The following is a 24625-nucleotide window of genomic DNA, read 5'->3' on the forward strand; positions in this document are numbered from 1 at the left end:
CCGCGCGTCAAGGCGTCGGCGTGTCAATCGTCCAGCGGATCGAGGTCGCCCCAGCTGGTACGGCTGATGGCGCGCTTGACCTCGTCCATGAAGTGACCTTGCGGCCCTGGCGAGGACCGCGCGCCGGAGGGTAGCACCGGCGGGGGCGCGGCACCGGCCGGCGCCGCGGCCGCGTCGACCGCCGGCTGCCGCGCCGTGGCGCGCTGCACATGGCGATTGAGCAGCTCGCGATCGCGCGCGCTCAGCTGCGAGGCGGCCACCACGATCACCGGGATCGCGGCGGTCAGCGGATCGCGCTGCAGCGCCTCGACGACGCCGATGCCGTCGACCTCCGCCATCAGCAGGTCCAGCACGATGAGGTCGGGCACGTGGCGGCGCGCGAGCTCGATGCCCTCCTTGCCGCCGGTGGCGCGCAGCACCGAGAAGCCCGGCTGCGACAGATGCGCGCTGAGCGACTGCAGGTCGCCCGGCGCGTCGCTGATCGCCAGCACCAGGAACTTGCGCGTGGCCGTGGGCTTGAAGCCCAGCATCTGCAGTTCCTGCGTCAGCGCCTTGCGGCTGACCGGCTTGTGCAGCACCGCCGAGGCGCCCAGCGACAGCGCGACCTCCTGGCCCGCGTCCACCGACACCACAACCACCGGGATGTGCGCCCAGCCCGGCAGGTTCTTGAGCCGCGACAGCAGCTCCCAGCCATCGAGACCCGGCAGGTTGACCTCCAGCGTGATCAGGTCGGGGCGCAGCTGATGCGCGAGCTCCAGCGCCTCCTCGGCCGAGCGCACGTGGCGTACGCGGAAGCCCGCGCCCTTGAGCTGGGTCTGGATCAGCGTCGCCGCCTGCTCGTTGTGCTCGATGACCAGCGCCAGCGGACGGCCGTTCGGCTCGTCGGGCAGGATCACGTCGGGCACCACCGGCTCGCGCCAGGGCAGCCAGCAGGTGAAGCAGCTCCCCTTCTCGGGCTCGCTGCTGACGGCCACCGCGCCGTCGTGCAGCTGCACCAGCCGGGCCACCGTCGCCAGACCCAGCCCCGTGCCCTCGACCTTGTGCGTCAGCGCGTTGCGGATCTGGTTGAAGGGCTGGAACAGGCGGTCCAGCCCGTCGGCCGGAATGCCGATGCCGCTGTCGGTCACGCTGATCTGGACGAACTCGGCGTACTCGCTCGGCGGCAGGTCGGATCGCCGGCCCTGCGGGAAGCCGGGCAACGCCTCGCGGGCGCGGGCCCGCGACACGCGGCGCGCCTCGAGCCGGATCTGCCCGCCCTTGGGCGTGAACTTGGCGGCGTTGGAGAGCAGGTTGTAGATGATCTGCCGCAGCCGGCGGCGGTCGACGCACAGGCGCTGATGGCCGCCCACGCCGAAGAAGTTCATCTGGATGTTGCCTAGCCGCGCGCGCTCCTGGACGATGGCCAGCGCGTCGCCCAGCAGCTCGTCCAGGTCCACCGGCTCGATGTCCAGGTCCACGCGGCCGGCCTCGATCTTGGCCATGTCCAGCAGGTCGTTGACCAGGGACAGCAGGTGCTGGCCGGCGTTGTGGATGTGGTTGCAGAACTCGGACTGGCGCTCGCTGACCGGGCCCGCGGCGCCGTCGCGCATCAGCTGCGCGAAGCCGATCACCGCGTTCAGCGGCGTGCGCAGCTCATGCGACATGGTCGACAGGAAGGCGGTCTTGGCGCTGCTGGCGCGGCTGAGCTCGGCGTTGAGCTGCTCCAGCGCGTCGTTGCGCTGCTGCAGCACGGCCAGCAGTTCGGCGCGGCTGTCGGCCAGCTCGCGCGCGGCGCGGGCCTCGGCGGCTTCCATCGCGCTGTTGTGCAGCTCGGCATGGGTGCGGCGGGCTTCGTCCTCGAACTGCTTGCGGCGCAGCTGGGCGCGCAGCCGCGCCTTGAGCAGCTCCACCTCGCCGCCCGCCTTGACGACGTAGTCGTCCGCGCCGATCTCCAGCCCGGCCAGCATGGTCTCCCGGCCGTCGAAGGCGGTGAGCAGCAGCACCGGGATGTCGCGCAGCGCCGGCGCGGCCTTGATGCGGCGGCAGGTCTCCAGGCCGCCGATGCCCGGCATCTGCACGTCCAGCAGGATGGCGTCCACGCTCTGCACCGACAGCAGCTCCAGCGCCTGCTCGCCGCTGGCGGCCGCGATCACGTCGAAGCCGTCGTCGCGCAGCGTGGCGCCGAGTTCGGCCAGCACGTTGGCGCTGTCGTCCACCAGCAGCAGCCGCTTGGGGCCGAGCAGGCTGGCGCCGTGCTCGGGCAGGCTGGCCTTGGCGCTGCGCAGCATGGCGGCCACGCGCGCCAGGATCAGGTCGACGTCGTCCTGCTTGCGGGCGAAGGCGTCGGCGCCGGCTTCCAGCGCGCGCAGCTCGGCCTCGTAGCCCTCGTCGGCGGTGAGCAGCAGGCAGGGCGTGTGGCGCAGCGCCGGGTCCAGGCGCAGCGAGCGGATCACGGTCGCGCCGTCCATGCCGGGCATGTGCTGGTCGACGATCACCGCGTTGGGCCGCAGCGCGGCGGCCTGGCGCAGGCCTTCGTCACCGCTGGGCGCCAGCAGGATGCGATAGCCGGCGGGTTCCAGGGCCTCGCGCAGCGCCTCGCGGAAGGTCTCGCTGTCGTCGATCAGCAGCACGCTGGGCGGCTGGTTCAGCGCGTCGCCGGCACTGCGCAGCGCATGGCGCTGGCGCACCAGCTCGCGCGCGCGATCGACGACGTAGAGCCGGTCGTAGGGCTTGCCGACGTACTCGTCCGCGCCGTGGGCCAGGCCGCGCAGCCGGTCGCCGGCCTGCGAGGCGCTGGACAGGATCAGCACCACGCAGTCCTGGCCGCCGGGCGCGGCGCGCAGCTCGCTCAACCAGGCCGCGCCGTCGCCGTCGGGCAGCTGCTTGTCCAGCAGCACCAGCGCGGGCGTGCCCTGCGCCAGCGCGGCGCGCGCCGTCGCCAGCGTCGGGCATTCGACGCAGTCGAAGCCGGCGTCCTCCAGGGCCTCGCGCAGATCCATCCGGACCGTGAGGCTGTCCTCGACGATCAAGGTCTTTTCATTCATGAGTGGGCTCCTCCCCAGGCCATACCGCTCAAGCCCAACAAGGCGGGACCGATCTCGTTCAGCGGCAGGATGCGCTCGGCGGCGCCCAGCTGGGCGGCCTCGCGCGGCATGCCGTACACCATGGAACTGGCCTCGTCCTGGGCCAGCGTCGCGCCGCCGGCGCGGCGGATCGCCAGCAGCCCGGCCGCGCCGTCCCGGCCCATGCCGGTCAGCAGCGCGGCGGCGACGCCCGCGCCGATCTCGGCGGCCAGTGATTCGAAGAGCACGTCCACCGACGGGCGGCAGGAATGCCGCGGCGGCGCGTGGCTCAGATGCAGCTGTCCGCCGCGCGCGATCAGGTGGCTGTCGGGCGGGGCGAGCAAGACCTGACCCGCGAGCTCGCGCAGCAGCTCGCCGCCCTGGGCGTAGCGCACGCGGTGCGGGGTCTGCGCGTCCAGCCACTCGGCGAAGCCGCGGCTGAAGACGGCGTTGATGTGCATCACGATGAGCACCGGCAGGGGCGCCGGCGCGGGCAGCGACTGCAGCACCTTCATCAGCGCGCCGGGCCCGCCGGTGGACGCCCCCAGCGCCAGCAGCGCGCGCCGTCCGGGCGGCGGCATGCCGGCGGCGGCGACGGACGGCGCGGGCCGACCCGCGATGCGGGCGCGGACATGCGTGATCACGCGGATGCGCGACACCAGGCGCAGCAGCGTCACGTAGCGCCGCTCCCACTCGCCCTCGGGTTGCGTGCCGCTGGGCTTCTCCAGCACCTCGACGGCGCCGGCGGCCAGCGCCTCGTAGGTGCGCAGCAGCTCGCCGCGGTTGGTCGACGAGGACACGATCAGGATCGGTGTCGGGCAGTGGGCCATGATGGCCTCGGTCGCGGCCTGGCCGTCCATGCCGGGCAGCATCATGTCCATGGAGATGACGTCGGGCCGCAGCTGCTGGCACAGGGCCACGGCCTGCATGCCGTCGTGCGCCTCGCCGACGATCTCGATGTCGCTCTGCGCCGAGAGCACCTCGCGGATGTGGGCCAGCACGGTGATCGAGTCCTCGACCACCAGCACGCGCAGCTTGGACCCGCTCATGGGGCGGCCCCGTCGTCGTCGGCCGTGGCGGGGGCGGTCGACGCCGTCGCGACCGTGGAGGCCGACGCGATCGCGGCCGACCGGGTCACCAGGCGCGCGACCTGCGCGAGGAAGTCGTTCTGCGCGAACTCGCCCTTGACGATGTAGCCGTCGGCGCCGACGGCCTTGCCGCGCGCCAGGTCCTCGGGCGCGTTGCGCGAGGTCACCAGCACCGCCGGCACGTCGCGCAGCGCGGCGTCCTGGCGGATGCGGCTCACGAACTCGAAGCCGTCCATGCCGGGCATCTCGACGTCGACCAGGATCAGCGCATAGCGCTCGCGGCGCGCGGCCTCCAGGCCGTCCTCGGCGGAGGCGGCCATGTGGACGCGGTAGCCGGCCGCCTCCAGGATGCTCTGCTCGAGCATGCGGGTGGTGAGCGAGTCGTCGATGACCAGGATGGTCCCGGTGCGCGGGGCCGGCGCGGCGGCGCGCGGGCGGGCGCGCCGCGCGGCGGCGGTGAGGCCTTCGGGCGCGAGCACCGGCACCGGCTGCTGGGCCGCGTCCAGCGCCAGACCCGCGATCAGCGGGGAGGCCGGCAGCAACGCGGGCGGTGGCCGCAGCACGACGATGGCGATGCCGTCCAGCGCCTCGACGCCCAGCGCGGCGCGCTGGCCGCCACCGCGCAGCACCAGCGCCGAGCGCGGCGCGACCGCCTCCGGCGCCGCGCCGCCGGGGCGCAGCACCTCGGTCAGCGGGAGGAGCGGCAGCAGCTCGTCCTCGAGCGCGATGTGCTGGCCGTTCAGCGTTGGGCGCTGCAGCACGCACTCCACCGCGTCCAGGGGAATCCAGGCCGAGAGCCCGTCCGAGATGACCTGGATCGCGCGCAGCGCGGCGATCTGCACCGGCACCAGCAGCTCCAGGGTCGTGCCCAGGCCGCGCGTGCTGCGCAGCGTGAGGCGGCCACCGAGGCGATCGGCGGTGTCGCGCACCAGGTCCATGCCGACGCCGCGTCCCGCGAGCGCGTCCACGCGGCGCGCGGTGCTCAGGCCGCCGCGCAGCAGGCGCTCGATCAGCGCCTCGTCGTCCAGCAGCGCGGCGTCGGCCTGGCCCTTGGCGGCGGCGGTGCGGCGCACGGCATCCAGGTCCAGGCCGGCGCCGTCGTCCTCGCAGCGGAAGAGCACATCGCGGCCGCGCCGCTCGACGGTCAACGTGATGCGGCCCTGGGCCGGCTTGCCGGCGGCGATGCGCTCTGCCGGCAGTTCGATGCCGTGGGCGAGGGCATTGCGCACCATCTGGACCAGCGCGCCCAGCAGCGCGTTGAGCACCTCGCCGTCGAGCTTGACGTCGCCGCCGTGGCCCTCGAAGCGGGCCTGCTTGTCCTGCGAGCGCGCCGCGTCGCGCGTGGCGCGCTGCAGCGGCGCGAAGAGGCTGGAGGTCGGCACCAGGCGCAACTGCTCGGCGCTGTCGCGCAGCGCGACCAGCTCGCGCCCGAGCTGCCGCGTGCCGCGCTCGAGCTGATCCTCGATGCGGGCCAGCGGACCCGCCAGCACCTCCTGCGGGCCCTCCAGCGCCAGGCGCAGCTCGCGCACCAGCGCGGCGGCGCGCTCGATCGGCGCCAGCTGGCCCTGCGTCTGCGCGATGTGGGCGATGACGGCATCCAGCTCCTCGGGCGACTGCCGGGCGATGTCCGGCAGGGCAGGAATGGGGGCGTCGTCGACGGCGGACTTGTCGGGGCGGGGCGGAGGCGCCGCGAGCGCGGCCCCGGTCGCCGACGGATCCGCGGGGAGCTCCGCCGGTCCCGGCGAGCCCGCGGCCCCCGGAGGTCCCGGTGGCCCGGCGACGCCCGGCGCGCCGATGGCCCCGGCCAGGCCCGGCTGGCCCGGCGCGCCCGTGGCACCCCGGGCACCCGCCTCGCCCGGGTCGAGCGCGGTGATCGCGTCGCCGGCCGCGTCGATCAGCATCAGCAGTCCGTCCAGCGCGGCCCGGTCCGGCGCCGCGCCGCTGTCGCGCAGGGGCGTGAGCAGGTCCTCGATGCCATGCGCGTGGCCGGCGATCTCGGGCAGGCGCACCACGCTGGCCGCGCCCTTGAGCGTATGGGCCAGCCGCAGCAGCTTGACGGGCAGGTCCGGCACCGGGCCCTGCTCGGCGGCCAGCACGGCCTCGCTCATCTGCCGGAGCAGATCGCGCGCCTCGACGCGGAAGAAGCGGTAGGGATCCTTGGCCACGATGCCGGTTGTCCTGTACGGGGGATCGACGGATCGCGGCTCAGGCCGGCTGGGCCTGGACCAGGCGCAGCAGGTCGCGCGACATCTCGGCCAGCTCGGTGGCCGTCTGCGAGGTCTGGCCGGAGCTGGCCTCGGTCTCGCGCGAGGCCTGCGCCGTGTTGGACAGCGCCACGTTGAGCTGCTCCACCGCGGTGGCCTGCTGCTTGGTCGACAGCTCGATCTCGCGCGCCGCCTCGGTCGTGGTCACGACCAGCGAGGCGATGCGGCCGAAGGTCGAGGCCACGTCGTCGAACTGGCGCGCGCCCGCGTCGACCGCCTTGGAGCCGGTCTCCGTCGCCATCACCGTGGTGTTGACCGCGCCCCGCACGTCGTCGATCTGCACGCGGATCTCCTTGGTCGAGGCGGTCATGCGGTCGGCGAGCTTGCGGATCTCGTCCGCCACCACGCTGAAGCGCCGACCCGCGTCGCCCGCGACCGTGGCCTCGATGGTGGCGTTGATGGCCAGGATGTTGGTCTGCTCGGCGAGCTCGCCCACCAGGTCCAGCACGACGCCGATCTGCTGCGACTTGCGGCCCAGGTCCAGCATGTGGTCCACCACGAGGTCGATCTGCCGCCGCATCGCGGCGATGGTCTCGCGCGCGGCCTGCAGCGTGCCGTCGCCGCCGCGCGCGAAGCTCGCGGTCTGCTCGGCGATGCCGACCACGCGCTGCGCGCTCTCGGCGATCTGGCGCGAGGTGGCCAGCAGCTCGGAGATGGTGGTCGAGATCTCGGTCATCGAGGTCGCCGTCTCGCGCGCGCCGGCGGCCTGCTGGTTGGCGGCGGCCTGCAGCTCGGCGGAGGAGCGCTGGACATGCCGCACGGCGGAGCCGACCTGGCCGCTCAGCGCGCGGCTCAGCGTGATCGCCGCGATCAGCACCAGCACCGCGCCGGCCAACGTGCCCCAGACGATGGCCTGGCGCACGTTGGCCGCCGCATGCTCGACCTCGGTGGCCCGCTGCTTGAGCAGGTCCTCCTCCTCATCCTCCATCTGGCCGACGACCACGCGCAGCTCGTCCATGCGGCGCTTGCCCTCGCCCATGCGCACTAGGCGCATCGCGGCGTCCTCGCCGCTGCCGCGCCGCATGTCGATCCGGTCCTTGTGCAACGTCAGCAGGCCGTCGATCATCTGCGACGCCTGGTTGAGCCGCGACTGTTGCGCGGGGTTGTCCCGGATCAGGCTCTTGAGCTCCGTCAGCAGCTTGGGCAGGTCCGTGGTGGCCTGTCGGTAAGGCTCCAGGTAGGTCTCGTCCCCCGTCAACAGGTAGCCGCGCTGGGCGGTCTCGGCGTCCTTCATCGCGCTGAGCAGCGCGGTGACGTGGTTCAACGCCGCATGGGTGTGCGCCACCTGGTAGCTGGTCTGCGTGAGCACGTCCACCCCGCGGTAGGACAGCGTCCCGATCACCAACAGCAAGGCGAAGGACAGGGCGAAGCCCACCGTCAACTTTCTGCCGAAGGTCCACATGTGCGTTCTCCCTGTCATGAGCCGATCGGATCGGCGGTCGTTGTCTCGTCGAGGCCGGACGTTGTCGCCAGCCGGCCGGTGACCGTGGCGATCACGTCGTCCAGCGCGATCAGCGGGCGCAGCGCGCCGCCGCAGCGCACCGCCCAGCCGGTGCCGGCGGCGTCGCTCTGCTGCAGGCGCTCGCTGGCGGCGATGCGCCACTGGCCCTCGAAGCCCTCGAAGGCCAGCGCCAGCGGCGCCGCGCGGGCGACGGCCCACCAGTGGACGGCGGGGGCGGCGCCGTGGCCGATCAGGGTCTGCAGGTCATACAGCGGCAACACCTGACCCTGATGGCCGATCAGTCCGAGCAGGCCGGGCGCGGTGGCGGGGTAGGGCACGGGAGGCATCGCGGGCAGCAGTCCGGCCAGATCGGCCAAGTCCAGGGCGAACGCGGCCCCGGCAATCCGTATGCCCAGCACGTCGAAGGTGGCGTCGTCGGCGCGATGACGCCGCGGCTCGGCGAAGCCGCGATCGAAGGTCTCGCGCCAATCGCGCAGTTGGCGGCGGATCTCTTCCGTCATGCGTGGGCCTCTCCGATCTCGTCGCGGCACAGGCGCCGCAGGTCATCCCGCTCGAAGCCGCCGCCGAAGCGGCGCAGCCGGGCGGCGCTCTCGTCGTCGAGCAAGGCCAGCGCCCGGCGCAACTCGCGGTGCGCGGCGACGATCTCGCCGCGGCGGCGCGCCATCAGCCCCAGGCGCAGATGCGGCATCGCGAAGCCCGCGTCCTTGGCCGCGGCGCGCTGGTGGTGCCATTCCGCCGACGGCAGCTGGCCGCGCTCCTCCATCGCCAAGGCCTGGAGGTAGAGCACCTCGGCCTGCAGGGCGGACGGGAGCTCGGGCGAGCTCAGCCGCGCGCAGGCGCGCAGGCCGTCGTCAATCAGGCCGGCCTCGACCAGGCGCAGCGCTTCGTCCAGCAGGGCCTGATCGCCATCGCGGCCGGAGGCGTCCGCGCGTTGCAAGTCGGGGGCGGCCGGCGCGCCGCGGGTCTCGCTCGCGGAGCGGGCCACGCCGGGCGCGGCCGAGGCACTGGTCCAGGGAAAGGGCCAGGACGGCGGCAGGCAGCGGTCCAGGCCGAGCGCGGTCTCCTCGCCGGCCTCGGGCGAGGCGCCCGGGGCGCCGACGATCGGGCGCTGCTGGCCGTCCGGCCGCTCGGTGCGCCGCGCCACGCCGGCGGCTTCGCGCTCGTAGAAGAAGCAGCCTTGCGCCTGGCGCAGGCTCAGCGCGTCGGTGTGCCCGCGCAGGGTCTCGGCGTGGCCGACGAACAGCACCCCGCCGGGAGCCAGGGCACCGGTCAGGTTGCGGATCGCCTGTCGCAGCGCGGCGGGCTCCAGGTACATCAGCACGTTGCGGCAGAAGATGACGTCGAAGCGCGCCGGCGTCCAGAACCCGGCGTCGGGCAGCCCAAGGTGGCGTTGCTCGAAGCGCACCCGCTCGCGGATGCCCGGGATCGGCGTCCAGCCGCGGCCGCCCCGGCTGTCCCCGTCCGCCTCGTTCACATCGGCCTTGTCGACGCGGCGGAACCACAGGTCGCGCAACTCGGCCGGCGTCGCGCGCAGGCTCCATTCGCCGTAGCGGGCGGCGAGGCCCCGCGCGAGCGCGGCCGGGTTCAGGTCGATGGCCAGCACCTCCCAGTCCAGCCCCTGCACCTGCAGGCCCGCGCGCTGAAGCGTGATCGCCAGCGTGTAGGCCTCCTCGCCCGACGCGCAGCCTGCCGAGAGCACCCGCAGGCGCTGCGGCGCCGCACCGGTCAGCGCGGCGTCTGACAGCGCGCGCCGCGTCATGCGCGGCAGCAGGTCGAAGCGCAGCGCGTCCAGCTGCTCGGGGTGACGGAAGAAGAAGGTCTCGCCGACGGTCAGCTCCGCCGCCAGGGCGTCGAGGCGCTCGCGCGTGGGGGCGACTTCCATCTGGGCGAGGAAGCGCTCCGGCCCGGTCGTGCCCGCCACGCGGGTCAGCGCGGCCGTCAGCCAATCGTCCTGGCGGTCGTCGAACTGCAGTCCCAGCCGCGACGCCAGCACGGCGCGCAGGCGCGGCAGCAGCGCGGGATCGGCCGGCGCCGCGCGGCTCACGAGGCGGCTCCGGCGGTGGCGGAAGGTTCGGGGGTGTCGGTCGCCCCGGTCGTCGCGGTCGCGTCGGCGGGCAGCGCGGCGAGCCAGTCGTCGGGGAGCAGGCGGGCGTGGTCGAGCACCGCGACCAGCTCGTCGTCGCGTTCGGCCAGCGCCGCGACGGCCGCGTGCGCGCGGTCCTGGAGCAGCGGGGGCAGGGTGGAGACGATGTCGTCGGTCAGCGTGTGCAGGCCCATTACCTCGGCGACGGCCAGCGCGACGCGGCGGCCACCGGCGCGCACGACGACATAGCGGCGCACCGGCGCGGCGGTCATGCCGAGCAACCCGGCCAGGTCGACCACCGGCACCCAGTCGCCGCGGATGCGCGCCAGGCCCTGGACGTGGACCACCGCCGCCTTCAACGGACGCAGCGGTTGCGGACGCAGCGTCTCCTCCACGGCGTCCAGCGGCAGGCCGCACAGCCGGGACTGCACCCGGCACACCAGAACCCGAACGACGCCATTCGATGGCTTGTGCATTCTTCTGGCTCCCTGTTTGCACCAGTCTATGCCGGCGCCCTCCGGCCCCCTGGCGCCGAAGGTCACTGGACCGGCTCGACGCGAACGGGGCACACGGCCTGCCAGGGTCGCCGAGAAGGGGCGATCCGCATGTTCGGGTTAACCCTTGAAATCCGCGCAGGCCGCCGTGTTCCCGGTCGGATGCCGCGCCGGACAACCGGCGCGGGTCCACCGGATTTAGGTCTTCACCACTAAAAAAGGGTGGTCAAGGATTGCGTTTCCGGTCCGGACTTCTGCAAAATAGAACGACCGTTCGTTTTATTATTCCGGGCATCGTGTCCAGCACCGCCATCACCGCCAACAAGCCAGCCCCCGCGTCCGCGTCCGCCCGTCGGGGCACGCGTTCGTTGCAGAAGGGCCAGCAGACCCGCGCCGCCATCCTCGACGCCGCGCTGGGCCTGGCCTCGCACATGGGGCTGGAAGGCCTGTCCATCGGCGCGCTCGCCGACGTGACCAAGATGAGCAAGTCCGGAGTGTTCGCGCATTTCGGCTCGCGCGAGGAACTGCAGATCGCCGTGGTGCGCGAGTATCACGCCAAGTTCGAAGAGGAAGTCTTCTTCAGCGCGATCCGCCAGCCGCGCGGCCTGCCGCGCCTGCGCGCGCTGTTCGAGCGCTGGGTGCACCGCACCTCGGTCGAAGTGGACTCGGGCTGCATCTACATCAGCGGCGCGGTCGAATTCGACGACCGGCCCGGCCCGGTGCGCGACGCGCTGGTCGCCATGGTGCGCGACTGGCATGCCGCGATCCGCAAGGCCATCCTGCTGGCGCAGGAAGTCGGCCACCTCGTGCCGGAAGCCGATCCGGACCAGGTCCTGTTCGAGATGCACGGGCTGATCCTGTCGCTGCATCACGACGCGCGCTTCCTGCGCAGTCCCGGCGCGCTGGCCCGGGCCCGCACGGGCCTGGAGCGCATCCTCGACAGTTTCGCCACGCCGGCCGGCCGCAAGGCCGACGCCGAGACGCGGCAACCCAAAACCTCCGCCGCCGCCGCGGCGACCCCCGCCGGACGCAAGCGCGCCTGAGCGGGGTCAGGTCTTTCCCCTTCACCCATAGAACCACCATCAGGAGTTCCTCATGCCTCAGTACAACCCGCCCCTGCGCGACATGAAGTTCGTGCTCCACGAGCTGCTGCACGCGGTCGACGAGCTGAAGCTGCTGCCGGCGCACGCCGAGGTCGATGAGGACACCATCAACGCGGTCCTGGAAGAGGGCGGCAAGTTCGCCTCCGAGGTGCTGGCCCCGATCAACCTGTCGGGCGACCTCGAGGGTTGCACGCTGGACAAGACCACGCACGAGGTCAAGGCGCCCAAGGGCTTCAAGGAGGCCTACGCCCAGTACGTCGAGGGCGGCTGGCCCGCGCTGTCCTGCGATCCGGAGTACGGTGGTCAGGGCCTGCCGGTGCTGGTCAACCAGTTCATGTACGAGATGATGAACTCGGCCAACCAGGCCTGGACCATGTACCCCGGCCTGAGCCACGGCGCCTACGAGGCGCTGCACGCCCACGGCACGCCCGAGCAGAAGGCCACCTACCTGCCCAAGCTGACCTCCGGCGTGTGGACCGGCACCATGTGCCTGACCGAGCCGCACTGCGGCACCGACCTGGGCCTGCTGCGCTCCAAGGCCGAGCCGCAAGGCGACGGCACCTACAAGATCACCGGCCAGAAGATCTTCATCTCCGCCGGCGAGCACGACCTGGCCGAGAACATCGTCCACCTGGTGCTGGCGCGCCTGCCGGACGCCCCGGCCGGCTCCAAGGGCATCTCGCTGTTCATCGTGCCCAAGTTCAACGTCAAGGCCGACGGCTCGCTGGGCGAGCGCAACCCGGTCTACTGCGGCGGCCTGGAACACAAGATGGGCATCCATGGGAACGCCACCGCGCAGATCGTGCTCGACGGTGCCGTCGGCACGCTGGTCGGCCAGCCCAACAAGGGCCTGCAGGCCATGTTCGTGATGATGAACGCCGCCCGCCTGGGCGTCGGCAACCAGTCGCTGGGCCTGACCGAAGTGGCGTACCAGAACGCCGTCGTCTACGCCAAGGACCGCATCCAGATGCGCGCGCTGTCGGGCCCGAAGGCGCCGGACAAGCCGGCCGACCCGATCATCGTCCACCCGGACGTGCGCAAGATGCTGCTGACCGCCCGCGCCTACGCCGAGGGCGGCCGCGCGCTGTCGGCCTACGTGGCGCTGCAGCTGGACAAGGCGCTGGCCAGCGACGACGCCGACGAGGCCAAGGCCTGCGAGGACGAGGTCGCCCTGCTGACCCCCATCATCAAGGCCTTCATCTCGGACAACGCCTGGATCGCGACCTCGCACTGCATGCAGGTCTACGGCGGCCACGGCTACATCCACGAGTGGGGCATGGAGCAGTTCGTCCGCGACTCACGCATCAACATGACCTACGAAGGCACGAACACCGTGCAGTCGCTGGACCTGCTGGGCCGCAAGATCCTGGGCAACAACGGCGCGACGCTGAAGAAGTTCGGCAAGAAGATCGCCGAGTTCGTCGAGGAAGAGGGCACCAGCGAGGCGATGCAGGAGTTCATCAATCCGCTGGCCGACATCGGCGACAAGGTCACCAAGCTGACCACCGAGATCGGCATGAAGGCCTTCCAGAACCCCGATGAAGTGGGCGCCGCCGCGGTGGACTACCTGCGCGTCGTGGGTCACCTGTGCTTCGCCTACATGTGGGCGCGCATGGCCAAGCTGGCGCTGGAGAAGAAGGATTCGGGCGATCCGTTCTACACCGCCAAGCTGGCGACCGCGCGCTTCTACTTCGCCAAGCTGCTGCCCGAGACGGCCAGCCTGATCCGCACCGCGCGCACCGGCCTGAGCCCGCTGATGGAAATGGACGAGGCGCTGTTCTAAAAAGACAGCGTCGCGGGCGCCTCCTCGAGCGAGGCGTCCGCGTCCCACCCGCGCGGTCCCGCGCCGCCGCAGCAGTCCACAAGAAATCGGAGAGAGACACGATGAAACCGCTGTTCGCCACCGCCGTCGCCCTGGGGCTCGGCCTGTCCGCCAACCTGGCACTGGCCCAGTCCGCCACCTCGCCGGTGGGCGTCTGGAAGACCATCGACGACGACACCAAGCAGGAGCGCTCGACGGTGCGCATCAGCGAGGTCGGCGGCGTGCTGATGGGCAAGATCGAGAAGATCACCGATCCGACCAAGCAGGCCGCCAAGTGCGACGACTGCGAGGACGATCGCAAGGGTCAACCCATCATCGGCATGACCATCATCCGCAACGTCAAGAAGAACACCGGCGACGCCGAGCTGTGGGACGGTGGCGACATCCTGGACCCGAGCAACGGCAAGGTCTACCGGGTGCGTCTGAAGCCCGTCGACGGCGGCAAGAAGCTGGAAGTGCGCGGTTTCATCGGCATGCCATTGCTGGGTCGTACACAGACCTGGATCCGCGTCGAGTGATCACCGATCCGGCGGCCCCCGAGGCCGCCCCCCCCGGCCCGCCGCCACGGCGACGGGCGGGCCACCGAAGAGTTCTTACATCCGCGTGATGTTGATTGGAGAAACCATGAGTCGATTCCAAGTTCGCAAGGTCGCCGTGCTCGGCGCCGGCGTGATGGGCGCGCAGATCGCCGCCCATCTGGTCAACGTGAAGGTGCCGGTCGTGCTGTTCGACCTGCCCGCCAAGGAAGGCCCGAAGAACGGCATCGTCACCAAGGCCGTCGACGGTCTGAAGAAGCTCAAGCCGGCGCCGCTGGGCGTGGCCGAGAACGCCGCGCTGATCCAGCAGGCCAACTACGAGGAGCACCTGGAGCTGCTCAAGGACTGCGACCTGATCATCGAGGCCATCGCAGAGCGCATGGACTGGAAGCTGGATCTGTACACCAAGATCGCTCCGTTCGTCGCGCCGCACGCCATCGTCGCGTCCAACACCTCCGGCCTGTCGATCACCAAGCTGTCGGAAGTGCTGCCGGAGTCGATCAAGCCGCGCTTCTGCGGCATCCACTTCTTCAACCCGCCCCGGTACATGTACCTGGTCGAGCTGATCAACACCCCGACCACCAATCCTGAAGTCATCGATCAGCTCGAGAGCTTCGTGACCACGGCCGTGGGCAAGGGCGTCGTGCGCGCCAACGACACGCCCAACTTCGTCGCCAACCGCGTCGGCATCGCCGGCATGATGGCCACGATGATCGAGGCCGAGAAGTTCGGCCTGTCCGTGGACGTCGTCGACGACCTGACCGGCAAGAAGCTGGGTCGCGCCTCGTCGGGCACCTTCCGCACCGCGGACGTGGTGGGCCTGGACACGATGGCCCACGTCGTCAAGACCATGCAGGACAACCTGAAGGACGACCCCTTCTACTCGACCTATGCCACGCCCAAGGTGCTGGCCGGTCTGATCGAGAAGGGCGCGCTGGGCCAGAAGGCCGGCGCGGGCTTCTACAAGAAGGTCGGCAAGGACATCCAGCGCCTGGACTTCGCCACCGGTGAATACGTCGCCGGCGGCGGCAAGGCCGAGGAGATCGTCGCGCGCATGCTGAAGAAGCAGCCCGCCGACCGCATCAAGCTGCTGCGCGAATCGACCAACCCGCAGGCCCAGTTCCTGTGGTCCATCCTGCGCGACTCCTTCCACTACGTCGCCGTCCATCTGGACACCGTCGCCGACACCGCGCGCGAGATCGACTTCGCGATGCGCTGGGGCTTCGGCTCGCAGCAAGGTCCGTTCGAGCTGTGGCAAGCCGCCGGCTGGAAGCAGGTCGCCGAGTGGGTCAAGGCCGACATCGACGCAGGCAAGACGCTGTCGTCGGCGCCGCTGCCCGCCTGGGTCTTCGAAGGTCCGGTGGCCGAGAACGGCGGCGTGCACTCGAAGGACGGTTCCTGGAGCGCCAAGGAAGGCAGGTTCAAGCCGCGCGCCAAGCTGCCGGTCTATGAGCGCCAGGCCTTCCCCGAGTCGCTGGTCGGCGACGGCGCGGTCGAGCCGCTGAAGTCGGGCACCGAGGAGTTCAAGAACGAGGAAGTGCGCGTCTGGTCGAACGACGGCGAGGTGCTGATCGCCTCGATCAACTGCAAGCTGCACCTGATCAGCCCGACGGTGACCGAAGGCATCCTCAAGGCCGTCGAGATCGCGGAAGCGAAGTACAAGGGCCTGGTGATCTGGTCGCCGGACGACGTGTTCTCCGCCGGCGCCAACCTGGAAGCGCTGATGCCGGTCTTCATGACCAAGGGCGCCAAGGGCATCGCCCCGGAAGAGAAGAAGCTGCAGGACATGATGCTGCGCGTGCGCTACGCCAACGTCCCGGTCGTGGCCGCGATGCGCGGTCTGGCGCTGGGCGGCGGCTGCGAGCTGGCGGTGCATTGCGCCCGCCGTGTCGCGCACATGGAGTCCTATGTCGGTCTCGTCGAAGTCGGCGTGGGCCTGATCCCGGGCGGCGGCGGTCTGACCTACATCGCGCGTCGCGCGGCGGAAATGGCCGCGGCCGGCAACGCCAACGCGGACATCTTCGCCTTCCTGAAGGACGGCTTCACCAACGCCGCGATGGCCAAGGTGGCGACCTCCGCGCTGGAAGCGCAGAAGCTGGGCTACCTGCTGGACAGCGACATCATCGTCCCCAACAAGGACGAGCTGCTGTTCGTCGCCACGGCGCAGGCCAAGGCGATGGCGGACTCGGGCTACCGCGCGCCGCTGCGCGCCAAGTTCCCGGTGGCGGGCCGTTCGGGCATCGCCACGGTGAAGTCCTCGCTGGCCAACATGCGCGACGGCGGCTTCATCAGCGCGCACGACTTCCATCTGGCCTCGCTGATCGCGGACGTGGTCTGCGGCGGTGAAGTCGAAGCCGGCTCGCTGGTGACCGAGGAATACCTGATGTCGCTGGAGCGCAAGCACTTCTGCTCGCTGCTGGAGCACCCCAAGACTCAAGAGCGAATCATGGGAATGCTGCAGACCGGCAAGCCGGTGCGTAATTGAGCCGAGCGGCACACAAGGAACACATCATGAGCAAGCAAGTTCAAGACGCCTACATCTGCGCCGCCACCCGTCTGCCGATCGGCAAGTCGGGCCGGGGCTACTTCAAGAACACCCGTCCGGACGAGATGCTGTCCCGCGTGATCCAGGCCGCGATGGCCCAGGTCCCGGGTCTGGACCCGTCGGTCATCGAGGACGCGATCATCGGCTGCTCCTTCCCGGAAGGGGAGCAGGGCATGAACATCGCCCGCGTGGCGGCGGTCCTGTCGGGCCTGCCGAACACGGTCGGCGGCGTGACGGTGAACCGCTACTGCGCCTCGGGCATCACCGCCCTGGCGATGGCGGCGGACCGCATCCGCGTCGGTGAATCCGAAGTGATGATCGCCGGCGGCGTGGAGTCGATGTCGATGGTGCCGATGGGCGGCAACAAGCCTTCGTTCCCGCCCGCGATCTTCGAGCGCGACGAGAACATCGGCCTGGCCTACGGCATGGGTCTGACGGCCGAGAAGGTCGCCGACAAGTGGAAGGTCTCGCGTCAGGCGCAGGACGAGTTCGCGCTCGAATCGCACCGCCGCGCGCTGGCCGCGATCGAAGGCGGCTTCTTCAAGGACGAGATCACCCCGTTCGAGCTGAAGGACCGTCAGCCGGATCTGAACGGTGACGGCGTGATCGTGAAGTCGCGCATCGTCGACATCGACGAAGGTCCGCGCAAGGACACGTCGATGGAAGGCCTGGCGAAGCTGAAGCCGGTGTTCGCCGCCAAGGGCAGCGTCACGGCGGGCAACAGCTCGCAGACCTCGGACGGCGCGGGCGCGCTGATCGTCGCGTCGGAAGCCGCGGTGAAGCGCTTCGGCCTGACGCCGCTGGCGCGTTTCGTGTCCTTCGCCGTGCGTGGCGTGCCGCCGGAGATCATGGGCATCGGCCCGATCGAGGCGATTCCGGCCGCGCTGAAGCTGGCCGGCATCAAGGCCGAGGACCTGGGCTGGATCGAGCTGAACGAGGCCTTCGCGGCGCAGTCGCTGGCCGTGCTGAACGACCTGGACAGCAAGGGCATCGTGCTGGACCGCTCGAAGGTGAACCCGAATGGCGGCGCGATCGCCTTGGGCCACCCGCTGGGCGCGACGGGCGCGATCCGCGCGGCGTCGGTGATTCATGGGCTGCGTCGCACGGGCGCGAAGTACGGCATGGTCACCATGTGCGTCGGCGCCGGCCAGGGTGCCGCCGGCATCATCGAGCGGCTGTAAGCACACCGACCGCGAAGACCCTCACCCCAACCCTCTCCCGCAAGCGGGAGAGGGGGCAGGACCGGGGTTCTCCCGCAAGCGGGAGAGGTGGCAGGACGGGATGCTCGCGACAAGGCCAAGCGCGCTCTTGCTCCCTCTCCCGCTTGCGGGAGAGGGCAGGGGTGAGGGTCTTCGGGCTCTGGAGATCACGATGATCAGTTTCCAAACGGATGACGGCTTCGAGCTCCAGGGTCACCTCTACGGTGACCCCGCCACTGCCAAGGCGGGCCTGCTGATCGCTCCCGCGATGGGCGTCGAGCAGCGCTACTACGCCGCCTTCGCGCGCTGGATGGCGCAACAGGGCTGGCTGGTGCTCAGCTTCGACTACCGCGGCATGGGCGCCTCCCGGCCCGAGGCCATGAAGCGCTCGCTGCGCGGTCTCGACGCCGACATCCACACCTGGGCCGAGCACGACGCCGCCGCAGCCCTGTCCCACCTGGACAAGCTGCTGGGCGACGACCGCGAGATCCACTGGCTCGGCCACAGCCTGGGCGGACAGATCCTGGGCATGCTGCCCAACCGGTCCCGCGTCTCCCGCGCCGTGACCGTGGGCTGCGGCAGCGGCTACTGGCGCGAGAACTCGCTGGCCCTGCGCCGCTACGTCTGGTGGCTCTGGTACGTGATCGTCCCCCTGGCGCTGCCGCTCTTCGGCTACTTCCCGGGCCGCAAGCTGCGCAAGGTCGGCGACCTGCCGCGCGGCGTGATGGCGCAATGGCGACGCTGGTGCCTCGATCGCGAGTACATGATGGGCGAGGGCGGCGAAGCCCTCAAGCGCCAGTACGCGGCGCTGCGGGTGCCGATGCTGTCCCTGGCCTTCACCGACGACGAGTTCATGTCGCGTCGCAACACCGAGTCGCTGCACGGCTTCTACGCCGGCGCGCGGCCCGAGCTGCGCCGCATCGCGCCCAAGGACGTCGGCGAGCGCCGCATCGGCCATTTCGGATTCTTCCGCGACCGTTTCGAGCGCAGCCTGTGGCCGCAGGTGAGCGCGTGGCTGGCATGATCGCGGCCATTCGACCGTGAGACCCACGGTCATCCATAACGAGGAGATCGCTCCATGAGCATCAAGACCGCCACCGTGAACGGCGTGCAGACCATCGAGATCGCACGCCCCGAGAAGAAGAACGCGCTGACCCGCGCGATGTACCAGGAGATGGCCGACGCGCTGGTCGCCGCCAACGCGGACAACGCGGTGCGCGCGGTGCTGATCCAGGGCCAGCCGGGGATCTTCACCTCCGGCAACGACATCGAGGACTTCATGGGCAGCCCGCCGCGGGACGAGAACGCGCCGGTGTTCCAGTTCATGCGCGCGATGATCAATTGCGACAAGCCCGTCGTGGCGGCGGTGAACGGCGCGGCGATCGGCATCGGCACGACGCTGCTGCTGCACTGCGACTTCGTCTACGTGGCCGACGACGCGCGCCTGGCGATGCCCTTCGTGAGCCTGGGCCTGGTGCCCGAGTTCGGCTCCAGCCTGCTGGTGCCGCGCCTGATGGGCCCGCGCCGTGCGGCCGAGAAGATCCTGCTGGGCGACCCCTTCACCGGCGAGCAGGCCGTGGAATGCGGCATCGCCAACGCGGTGCTGCCGGCGGGCGAAGTGGTGGCGCAGGCGCGCCGCACGGCCGAGCGCTTCAACAAGCTGGCACCGAGCGCCGTGCGCGAGAGCAAGCAGCTGATGCGCCGCGCGACCAAGGACCAGCTGCTGGAACAGATCCAGGCCGAGGCCGAGATCTTCAGCGCCCGTCTGCGCAGCCCGGAAGCGATGGAAGCCTTCCAGGCCTTCTTCCAGAAGCGCCAGCCGGACTTCTCGAAGTTCTGAGGGGCGCGGCCGACAGGCCGCGCGCGCGACGAGATCGCGGAGACGAAGGGCGCCGAGGGGCGCCCTTCTTGCATGGGGATCTGCGCAAACGCCGACGGGCCCCGCGGGGCCCGTCTCAGTCGATCAGCGCGCGGGGCGCTGGTGGACGCTCGGCGACTCAGGCCGTTTCGGCCGGACTGGCGCTGCGCACCGGCAGGTCGTCCGAATCGATGGTCTGGCCCGACAGCGCGCGGTCCAGTGCGTCGTGGTCCAGCGCGTTCTCCCACTTCGACACCACGATCGTCGCGACCGCGTTGCCGATGAAGTTGGTCAGCGAGCGGCACTCCGACATGAAGCGGTCCACGCCCAGGATCAGCGCCATGCCGGCCACCGGCACCTCCGGCACCACCGACAGCGTCGCCGCCAGCGTGATGAAGCCCGCGCCTGTCACGCCCGCCGCGCCCTTGGAGCTCAGCATCGCCACCAGCAGCAGCGTGATCTGGTGACCCAGCGTCAGGTCGGTGTTCGTGGCCTGCGCGATGAACAGCGCCGCCAGCGTCATGTAGATGTTGGTTCCGTCCAGATTGAACGAGTAGCCCGTCGGCACGACCAGGCCCACCACCGTCTTCTCGCAGCCGGCCTTCTCCATCTTCTCCATCAGCGACGGCAGCGCCGACTCCGACGAGGAAGTGCCCAGCACCAGCAGCAGCTCGGCCTTCAGGTAGCGGATCAGCTTGATCACCGAGAAGCCGCACAGCTTGCCCACCACGCCCAGCACGATCAGCACGAAGGCCAGCGCGGTCAGGTAGAAGCTGCCCACCAGCATGCCCAGGTTGAGCAGCGCGGCCACGCCGTACTTGCCGATGGTGAAGGCCATCGCGCCGAGCGCGCCGATCGGGGCCGCCTTCATCAGGATGTGCACCATGCGGAACACGGGCGCGGTCAGCGATTCGAAGAAGGTCAGCACCGGCTTGCCGCGCTCGCCCACCAGCGCCAGCGACACGCCGAACAGCACCGCCACGAACAGCGTCTGCAGGATGTTGCCGTCCGCCAGCGCGCCGATCAGCGACTTCGGGATCACGTCCATCAGGAAGCCGACCAGGGTCAGGTCATGCGTCTTCTCGACGTAGCGGTGGACTTCCTTCTGGTCCAGGTCCGCGACGTTCACGTTCATGCCGGCGCCCGGCTGCACCACGTTCGCCACGATCAGGCCGACGATCAGCGCCAGCGTCGAGAAGAACAGGAAGTACACCATCGCCTTGCCGAACACCCGGCCCACGCGGCTCAGCTGCGTCATGCTCGCGATGCCGGTCACGATGGTCAGGAAGATCACCGGGGCGATGATCATCTTCACGAGCTTGATGAAGGCGTCGCCCAACGGCTGCAGCGTGACGGCGAACTTCGGCTCGAAGTAGCCGAGCAGGATGCCGATCACGATCGCCACGATCACCTGCAGGTAAAGGTGGCGGTACCACGGCACGGGCACGACCGGCGTGGCGGAGGAAGAGGGGGTCAGCATGGCGTAACAGCTCCGGGACGATGCGGGTTGCCCTCACGGCCTGCTGGCACGAGAGCGCAGCAAATCAGTATCCCACCCACAAAAATGCGGTGTCTGCGGGATCTACGTACAAACCCTGGTGGGCTTGACCCTGGTCGCACACCCTGTCCACGGACCGCCGTCCGGCACGCTCCTGGGGCGCCGGACCGTCACGGCCAGCGCCCGCCAGGACCGGTCAGGCCTGCTGCGCGAACGCGCGCGGCTTGCCCTCGCGGTCGATGGCCACGTAGGTCAAGTTGGCCTCGGTCACCTTCACCACATGCGGGTTGGCCGGGTTGCGCTCGGCGAAGACCTCCACATGCACGCTGATCGACGTGCGGCCGATGCGGGTGACCTGGGCATAGAAGCTCAGCAGGTCGCCGATGGACACCGGCTGCTTGAAGATGAACTCGTTCACCGCCACGGTGGCGACGCGGCCGCGCGAGATGCGCAGCGGCAGCACCGACCCGGCCAGGTCGACCTGCGCCATGATCCAGCCGCCGAAGATGTCGCCGTTGCCGTTGGCATCGGCCGGCATCGGCATCACGCGCATCACCAGCTCGCGCGGACCGATGGTCTCGGGCGAGAGCGTGGAGGAGGTGGTCGTGGGCAGCGTGGTGGCGGCCGAGGCGGCGGCGGCCGAAGCGGGATTGGAGGCGGTGGAGTCGCTCATGATCGGCAAACGGTGACAATGCCGGCCATTGTCGTCCAGCACGCGCCAGAGCACACGACCCCGCTTCGAATCCATGCGCCGTTCCACCCTTGCCGGGTCCGCCTCGCCGGGCCATCCCTCCACCGCGCCGGGCGAGAAACGCGGCGACTGGCAGACCGTCGCCCGCCTGCTCCCCTATTTCTGGACCTATCGCTGGCGCGTCGCCATCGCGCTCGCCTTCATGATCGGCGCCAAGCTGGCCAACGTCGGCGTGCCGCTGCTGCTCAAGCGCCTGGTCGACAGCCTGGGCATCCCGGCCGGCAGCGCGCAGGCACTGCTCGTGGTGCCGGTGGGCCTGCTGATCGCCTACGGCGCGCTGCGCCTGTGCACCTCGCTCTTCACCGAGCTGCGCGAGCTGATCTTCGCCAAGGCCACCGAGGGCGCCTCGCGCAGCATCTCGCTGGAGGTCTTCCGCCACCTGCACGACCTGAGCCTGCGCTTCCACCTGGAGCGCCAGACCGGCGGCATGACCCGTGACATCGAGCGCGGCACACGCGCGGTGCAGGCGCTGATCTCGTACTCGCTCTACAGCATCTTCCCGACGCTGGTCGAGGTGGTGCTGGTGCTGAGCCTGCTGGCGGTGAAGTTCGACGCGCTGTTCGCGTGGATCACCGGCGCGGCGCTGGTCTTCTACATCGGCTTCACGGTGATGGTCACCGAGTGGCGCACGAAGTACCGCCGCCAGCTCAACGAGCTCGACTCCAAGGCCCACAGCAAGGCCATCGACTCGCTGCTGAACTACGAGACGGTGAAGTACTTCAACAACGAGGACTTCGAGGCCGCCCGCTACGACCAGAGCCTGGAGCAGCTGCGCCGCGCGCAGCTCAAGGCGCAGCGCACGCTGTCGCTGCTCAACAGCGGTCAGCAGCTGATCATCGCCAGCGCGCTGGTGGCCATGCTGTGGCGCGCCACGCAGGGCGTGGTCGACGGCCGCATGAGCCTGGGCGACCTGGTCATGATCAACGCCTTCATGATCCAGCTCTACATCCCGCTCAACTTCCTGGGCGTGATCTACCGCGAGATCAAGCAGAGCCTGACCGACCTGGACAAGATGTTCGGGCTGCTCGCCCGCGAGCGCGAGGTCGCCGACGCGCCCGGCGCGCGCGAGCTGCGGGTCGCCGGTGCCGCGGTGCGCTTCCACGACGTGCATTTCGCCTACGAGCCGCAGCGCCCCATCCTCAAGGGCGTCAGCCTGGAGATCCCGGCGGGGAAGAAGGTGGCGGTCGTGGGGCCGAGCGGCTCGGGCAAGAGCACGCTGGCGCGCCTGCTGTACCGCTTCTACGACGTGGGCACCGGCCGCATCGAGATCGACGGCCAGCCGCTGTCCGAGGTCACGCAGCACAGCCTGCGCCGGGCGATCGGCATCGTCCCGCAGGACACGGTGCTGTTCAACGACACCATCGCCTACAACATCGCCTACGGCCGGCCCGAGGCGACGACCGACGAGATCGAGGCCGCCGCGAAGTCCGCCCACATCCACGACTTCATCCTCAGCCTGCCGCAGGGCTACCAGACCATGGTGGGCGAGCGCGGGCTCAAGCTCTCCGGCGGCGAGAAGCAGCGCGTGGCGATCGCCCGCACACTGCTCAAGGACCCGCCGCTGCTCATCTTCGACGAGGCGACTTCCGCGCTGGACTCGCGCAACGAGCGCGCCATCCAGGCCGAGCTCGAGGCCGCCGCGCGCGACAAGACGGTGCTGGTGATCGCGCACCGGCTCTCCACCGTGGTCGACGCCCACGAGATCCTGGTGATGGAACAGGGCCAGATCATCGAGCGCGGCACGCATGGCGCGCTGCTCGCGCGCCGCGGGCGCTATGCGCAGATGTGGGCGCTGCAGCAGGATGGGCGGGATTCCGCACTCGACGCCAAGCCCGACGTCGCGGTCGCGGACGCGCGCGGCGGGCAGGGCTGATGTGCCCCGGCCGCGGCGCGAGGGCTAAACTCCCGGCCCGTGGAAACCAAATGGCTTGAAGATTTCGTGAGCCTGGCGGAGACGCGCAGCTTCTCCCGCTCGGCTCAATTGCGGCACGTCACGCAGCCGGCGTTCTCGCGGCGCATCCAGGCGCTGGAGGCCTGGGCCGGTGTGGACCTGGTGGATCGCTCGTCCTATCCGACGCGGCTGACCGCCGCCGGCGAGACGCTGCTGGGCCAGGCCGTGGACCTGCTCGGCAACCTGCAGGCCACGCGCAACATGCTGCGCAGCCACCAGTCGGCGGGTCAGGACATGATCGAGTTCGCCGTTCCGCACTCGCTCTCGTTCAGCTTCTTCCCGCACTGGCTGATGGAGCTGCGCCAGCGCTTCGGCGAGGTGAAGTGCCGGCTCAACGCGCTGAACGTGCACGACGCGACGCTGCAACTCAGCGAAGGCAACTGCGACCTGCTGGTCGTCTACCACCACCCCAGCCAGCCACTGCAGCTCGACCCCGAGCGCTATGAATCGGTCTCGCTCGGCCACGAGACGCTGGCCGCCTATGCGAAAGCTGACACAACCGGCGCGCCGATGTTCCGGATTTCCGGACACCCCGGTCACAAGATCCCCTTCTTGAGCTATGCCTCGGGGGCCTATCTCGGGCGATTGGTGGAACTCATCGTCAAGGACTCGGCCCAGCCGCTGAACCTGGAATCGGTCTTCGAGACCGACATGGCCGAGAGCCTCAAGGCCATGGCCATGGAGGGTCATGGCCTGGCCTTCCTCCCCGCCTCCTCGGTGAAGAAGGAAGTCAAGGCGCGGCGCCTGGTACGCGCGGCCGAACCCGGGCAGTACGAGCTCAACATGGAGCTGCGCATGTACCGCGAGCGCCAGGGCGCGACACGACGGGTGAAACCGGTGGCGCAGGCGCTCTGGAGCTTCCTCACTCAGGCTGACTCCGATCGGGCATGAAACCTGCATATGTAAGCCGCGCAACAGACGGAGATGCGT

Annotated in this window: 18 protein-coding genes; 9 read left to right on the forward strand and 9 right to left on the reverse strand. The window is 70.3% G+C overall.

Annotated elements, in window-relative coordinates; genetic code table 11:
- Window positions 1-23 precede the first annotated feature (23 nt).
- From MCHT01_RS01560 to MCHT01_RS01590, 7 genes are read right to left on the reverse strand one after another with little or no spacing between them, the layout of a single operon-like run.
- Window positions 24-3023 (reverse strand): response regulator, encoded by a 3000-nt coding sequence (locus MCHT01_RS01560; RefSeq protein WP_067061464.1) that lies wholly within the window; start codon window positions 3021-3023, stop codon window positions 24-26.
- Window positions 3020-4090 carry a chemotaxis-specific protein-glutamate methyltransferase CheB gene (gene cheB / locus MCHT01_RS01565; RefSeq protein ID WP_067061466.1) on the reverse strand — a complete coding sequence of 357 codons (1071 nt, stop codon included), beginning with the start codon at window positions 4088-4090 and terminating at the stop codon, window positions 3020-3022. The genes MCHT01_RS01560 and cheB overlap by 4 nt, the downstream gene beginning before the upstream one ends.
- Window positions 4087-6294: a hybrid sensor histidine kinase/response regulator gene (locus MCHT01_RS01570; RefSeq protein WP_067061469.1), complete on the reverse strand. Its 2208-nt coding sequence runs from the start codon at window positions 6292-6294 to the stop codon at window positions 4087-4089. Before MCHT01_RS01570 ends, cheB begins: the two co-directional genes overlap by 4 nt.
- A 40-nt stretch (window positions 6295-6334) precedes the next feature.
- Window positions 6335-7795 carry a CHASE3 domain-containing protein gene (locus MCHT01_RS01575; protein WP_218017849.1) on the reverse strand — a complete coding sequence of 487 codons (1461 nt, stop codon included), beginning with the start codon at window positions 7793-7795 and terminating at the stop codon, window positions 6335-6337.
- 14 nt (window positions 7796-7809) lie between these two features.
- Window positions 7810-8355 (reverse strand): chemotaxis protein CheW, encoded by a 546-nt coding sequence (locus MCHT01_RS01580; RefSeq protein WP_067061473.1) that lies wholly within the window; start codon window positions 8353-8355, stop codon window positions 7810-7812.
- Window positions 8352-9899: a CheR family methyltransferase gene (locus MCHT01_RS01585; protein ID WP_067061475.1), complete on the reverse strand. Its 1548-nt coding sequence runs from the start codon at window positions 9897-9899 to the stop codon at window positions 8352-8354. Before MCHT01_RS01585 ends, MCHT01_RS01580 begins: the two co-directional genes overlap by 4 nt.
- Window positions 9896-10414, reverse strand: a complete 519-nt coding sequence (locus MCHT01_RS01590) for a chemotaxis protein CheW (RefSeq protein WP_084451584.1) — start codon at window positions 10412-10414, stop codon at window positions 9896-9898. Before MCHT01_RS01590 ends, MCHT01_RS01585 begins: the two co-directional genes overlap by 4 nt.
- A gap of 314 nt (window positions 10415-10728) precedes the next feature.
- Here MCHT01_RS01590 and MCHT01_RS01595 point away from each other — a divergent pair, with 314 nt between their 5' ends.
- The 7 genes from MCHT01_RS01595 to MCHT01_RS01625 all read left to right on the forward strand — a co-directional run bounded on the left by MCHT01_RS01595 (window position 10729) and on the right by MCHT01_RS01625 (window position 19477).
- The gene (locus MCHT01_RS01595) at window positions 10729-11475 is read left to right on the forward strand and encodes a TetR/AcrR family transcriptional regulator (RefSeq protein ID WP_084451586.1); all 747 of its coding nucleotides are present in this window, start codon (window positions 10729-10731) and stop codon (window positions 11473-11475) included.
- Window positions 11476-11527: 52 nt separating this feature from the next.
- Window positions 11528-13318 carry an acyl-CoA dehydrogenase C-terminal domain-containing protein gene (locus MCHT01_RS01600; RefSeq protein ID WP_067061480.1) on the forward strand — a complete coding sequence of 597 codons (1791 nt, stop codon included), beginning with the start codon at window positions 11528-11530 and terminating at the stop codon, window positions 13316-13318.
- Between the two features lie 101 nt (window positions 13319-13419).
- Entirely contained in the window at window positions 13420-13875 is a 456-nt protein-coding gene (locus MCHT01_RS01605) for a DUF2147 domain-containing protein (RefSeq protein ID WP_067061483.1), read from the forward strand.
- A 106-nt stretch (window positions 13876-13981) separates the two neighbouring features.
- Window positions 13982-16378 (forward strand): 3-hydroxyacyl-CoA dehydrogenase/enoyl-CoA hydratase family protein, encoded by a 2397-nt coding sequence (locus tag MCHT01_RS01610; protein ID WP_067061486.1) that lies wholly within the window; start codon window positions 13982-13984, stop codon window positions 16376-16378.
- Between the two features lie 26 nt (window positions 16379-16404).
- A complete protein-coding gene (locus MCHT01_RS01615; protein ID WP_067061489.1) occupies window positions 16405-17619 on the forward strand; it encodes an acetyl-CoA C-acyltransferase in 1215 nt (404 codons plus the stop codon).
- Between the two features lie 190 nt (window positions 17620-17809).
- Window positions 17810-18661 carry an alpha/beta hydrolase family protein gene (locus tag MCHT01_RS01620; RefSeq protein WP_067061492.1) on the forward strand — a complete coding sequence of 284 codons (852 nt, stop codon included), beginning with the start codon at window positions 17810-17812 and terminating at the stop codon, window positions 18659-18661.
- 54 nt (window positions 18662-18715) lie between these two features.
- Entirely contained in the window at window positions 18716-19477 is a 762-nt protein-coding gene (locus MCHT01_RS01625; protein WP_067061495.1) for an enoyl-CoA hydratase, read from the forward strand.
- A gap of 157 nt (window positions 19478-19634) precedes the next feature.
- On the opposite strand, the gene MCHT01_RS01630 is transcribed toward MCHT01_RS01625, so the two are convergent.
- Both MCHT01_RS01630 and MCHT01_RS01635 read right to left on the reverse strand, forming a co-directional pair.
- Window positions 19635-20975, reverse strand: coding sequence for a dicarboxylate/amino acid:cation symporter (locus MCHT01_RS01630; RefSeq protein ID WP_067061498.1), 1341 nt, complete (start codon window positions 20973-20975; stop codon window positions 19635-19637).
- 214 nt (window positions 20976-21189) lie between these two features.
- Complete coding sequence (locus MCHT01_RS01635; RefSeq protein ID WP_067061881.1) at window positions 21190-21666, reverse strand: acyl-CoA thioesterase; 477 nt, start codon at window positions 21664-21666, stop codon at window positions 21190-21192.
- Between the two features lie 73 nt (window positions 21667-21739).
- Between MCHT01_RS01635 and MCHT01_RS01640 the strand changes: the two genes are divergently transcribed.
- Together MCHT01_RS01640 and MCHT01_RS01645 are read left to right on the forward strand one after the other, a co-directional pair.
- A complete protein-coding gene (locus MCHT01_RS01640; protein ID WP_067061501.1) occupies window positions 21740-23617 on the forward strand; it encodes an ABCB family ABC transporter ATP-binding protein/permease in 1878 nt (625 codons plus the stop codon).
- Between the two features lie 39 nt (window positions 23618-23656).
- On the forward strand, window positions 23657-24586 hold the full coding sequence (locus tag MCHT01_RS01645) for a LysR substrate-binding domain-containing protein (protein ID WP_067061503.1): 930 nt from the start codon (window positions 23657-23659) through the stop codon (window positions 24584-24586).
- Window positions 24587-24625: the final 39 nt, after the last annotated feature.

The sequence above is a fragment of the Mitsuaria chitosanitabida ATCC BAA-476 = NBRC 102408 genome (assembly GCF_001598255.1).
GTDB lineage: Bacteria > Pseudomonadota > Gammaproteobacteria > Burkholderiales > Burkholderiaceae_C > Roseateles > Roseateles chitosanitabidus.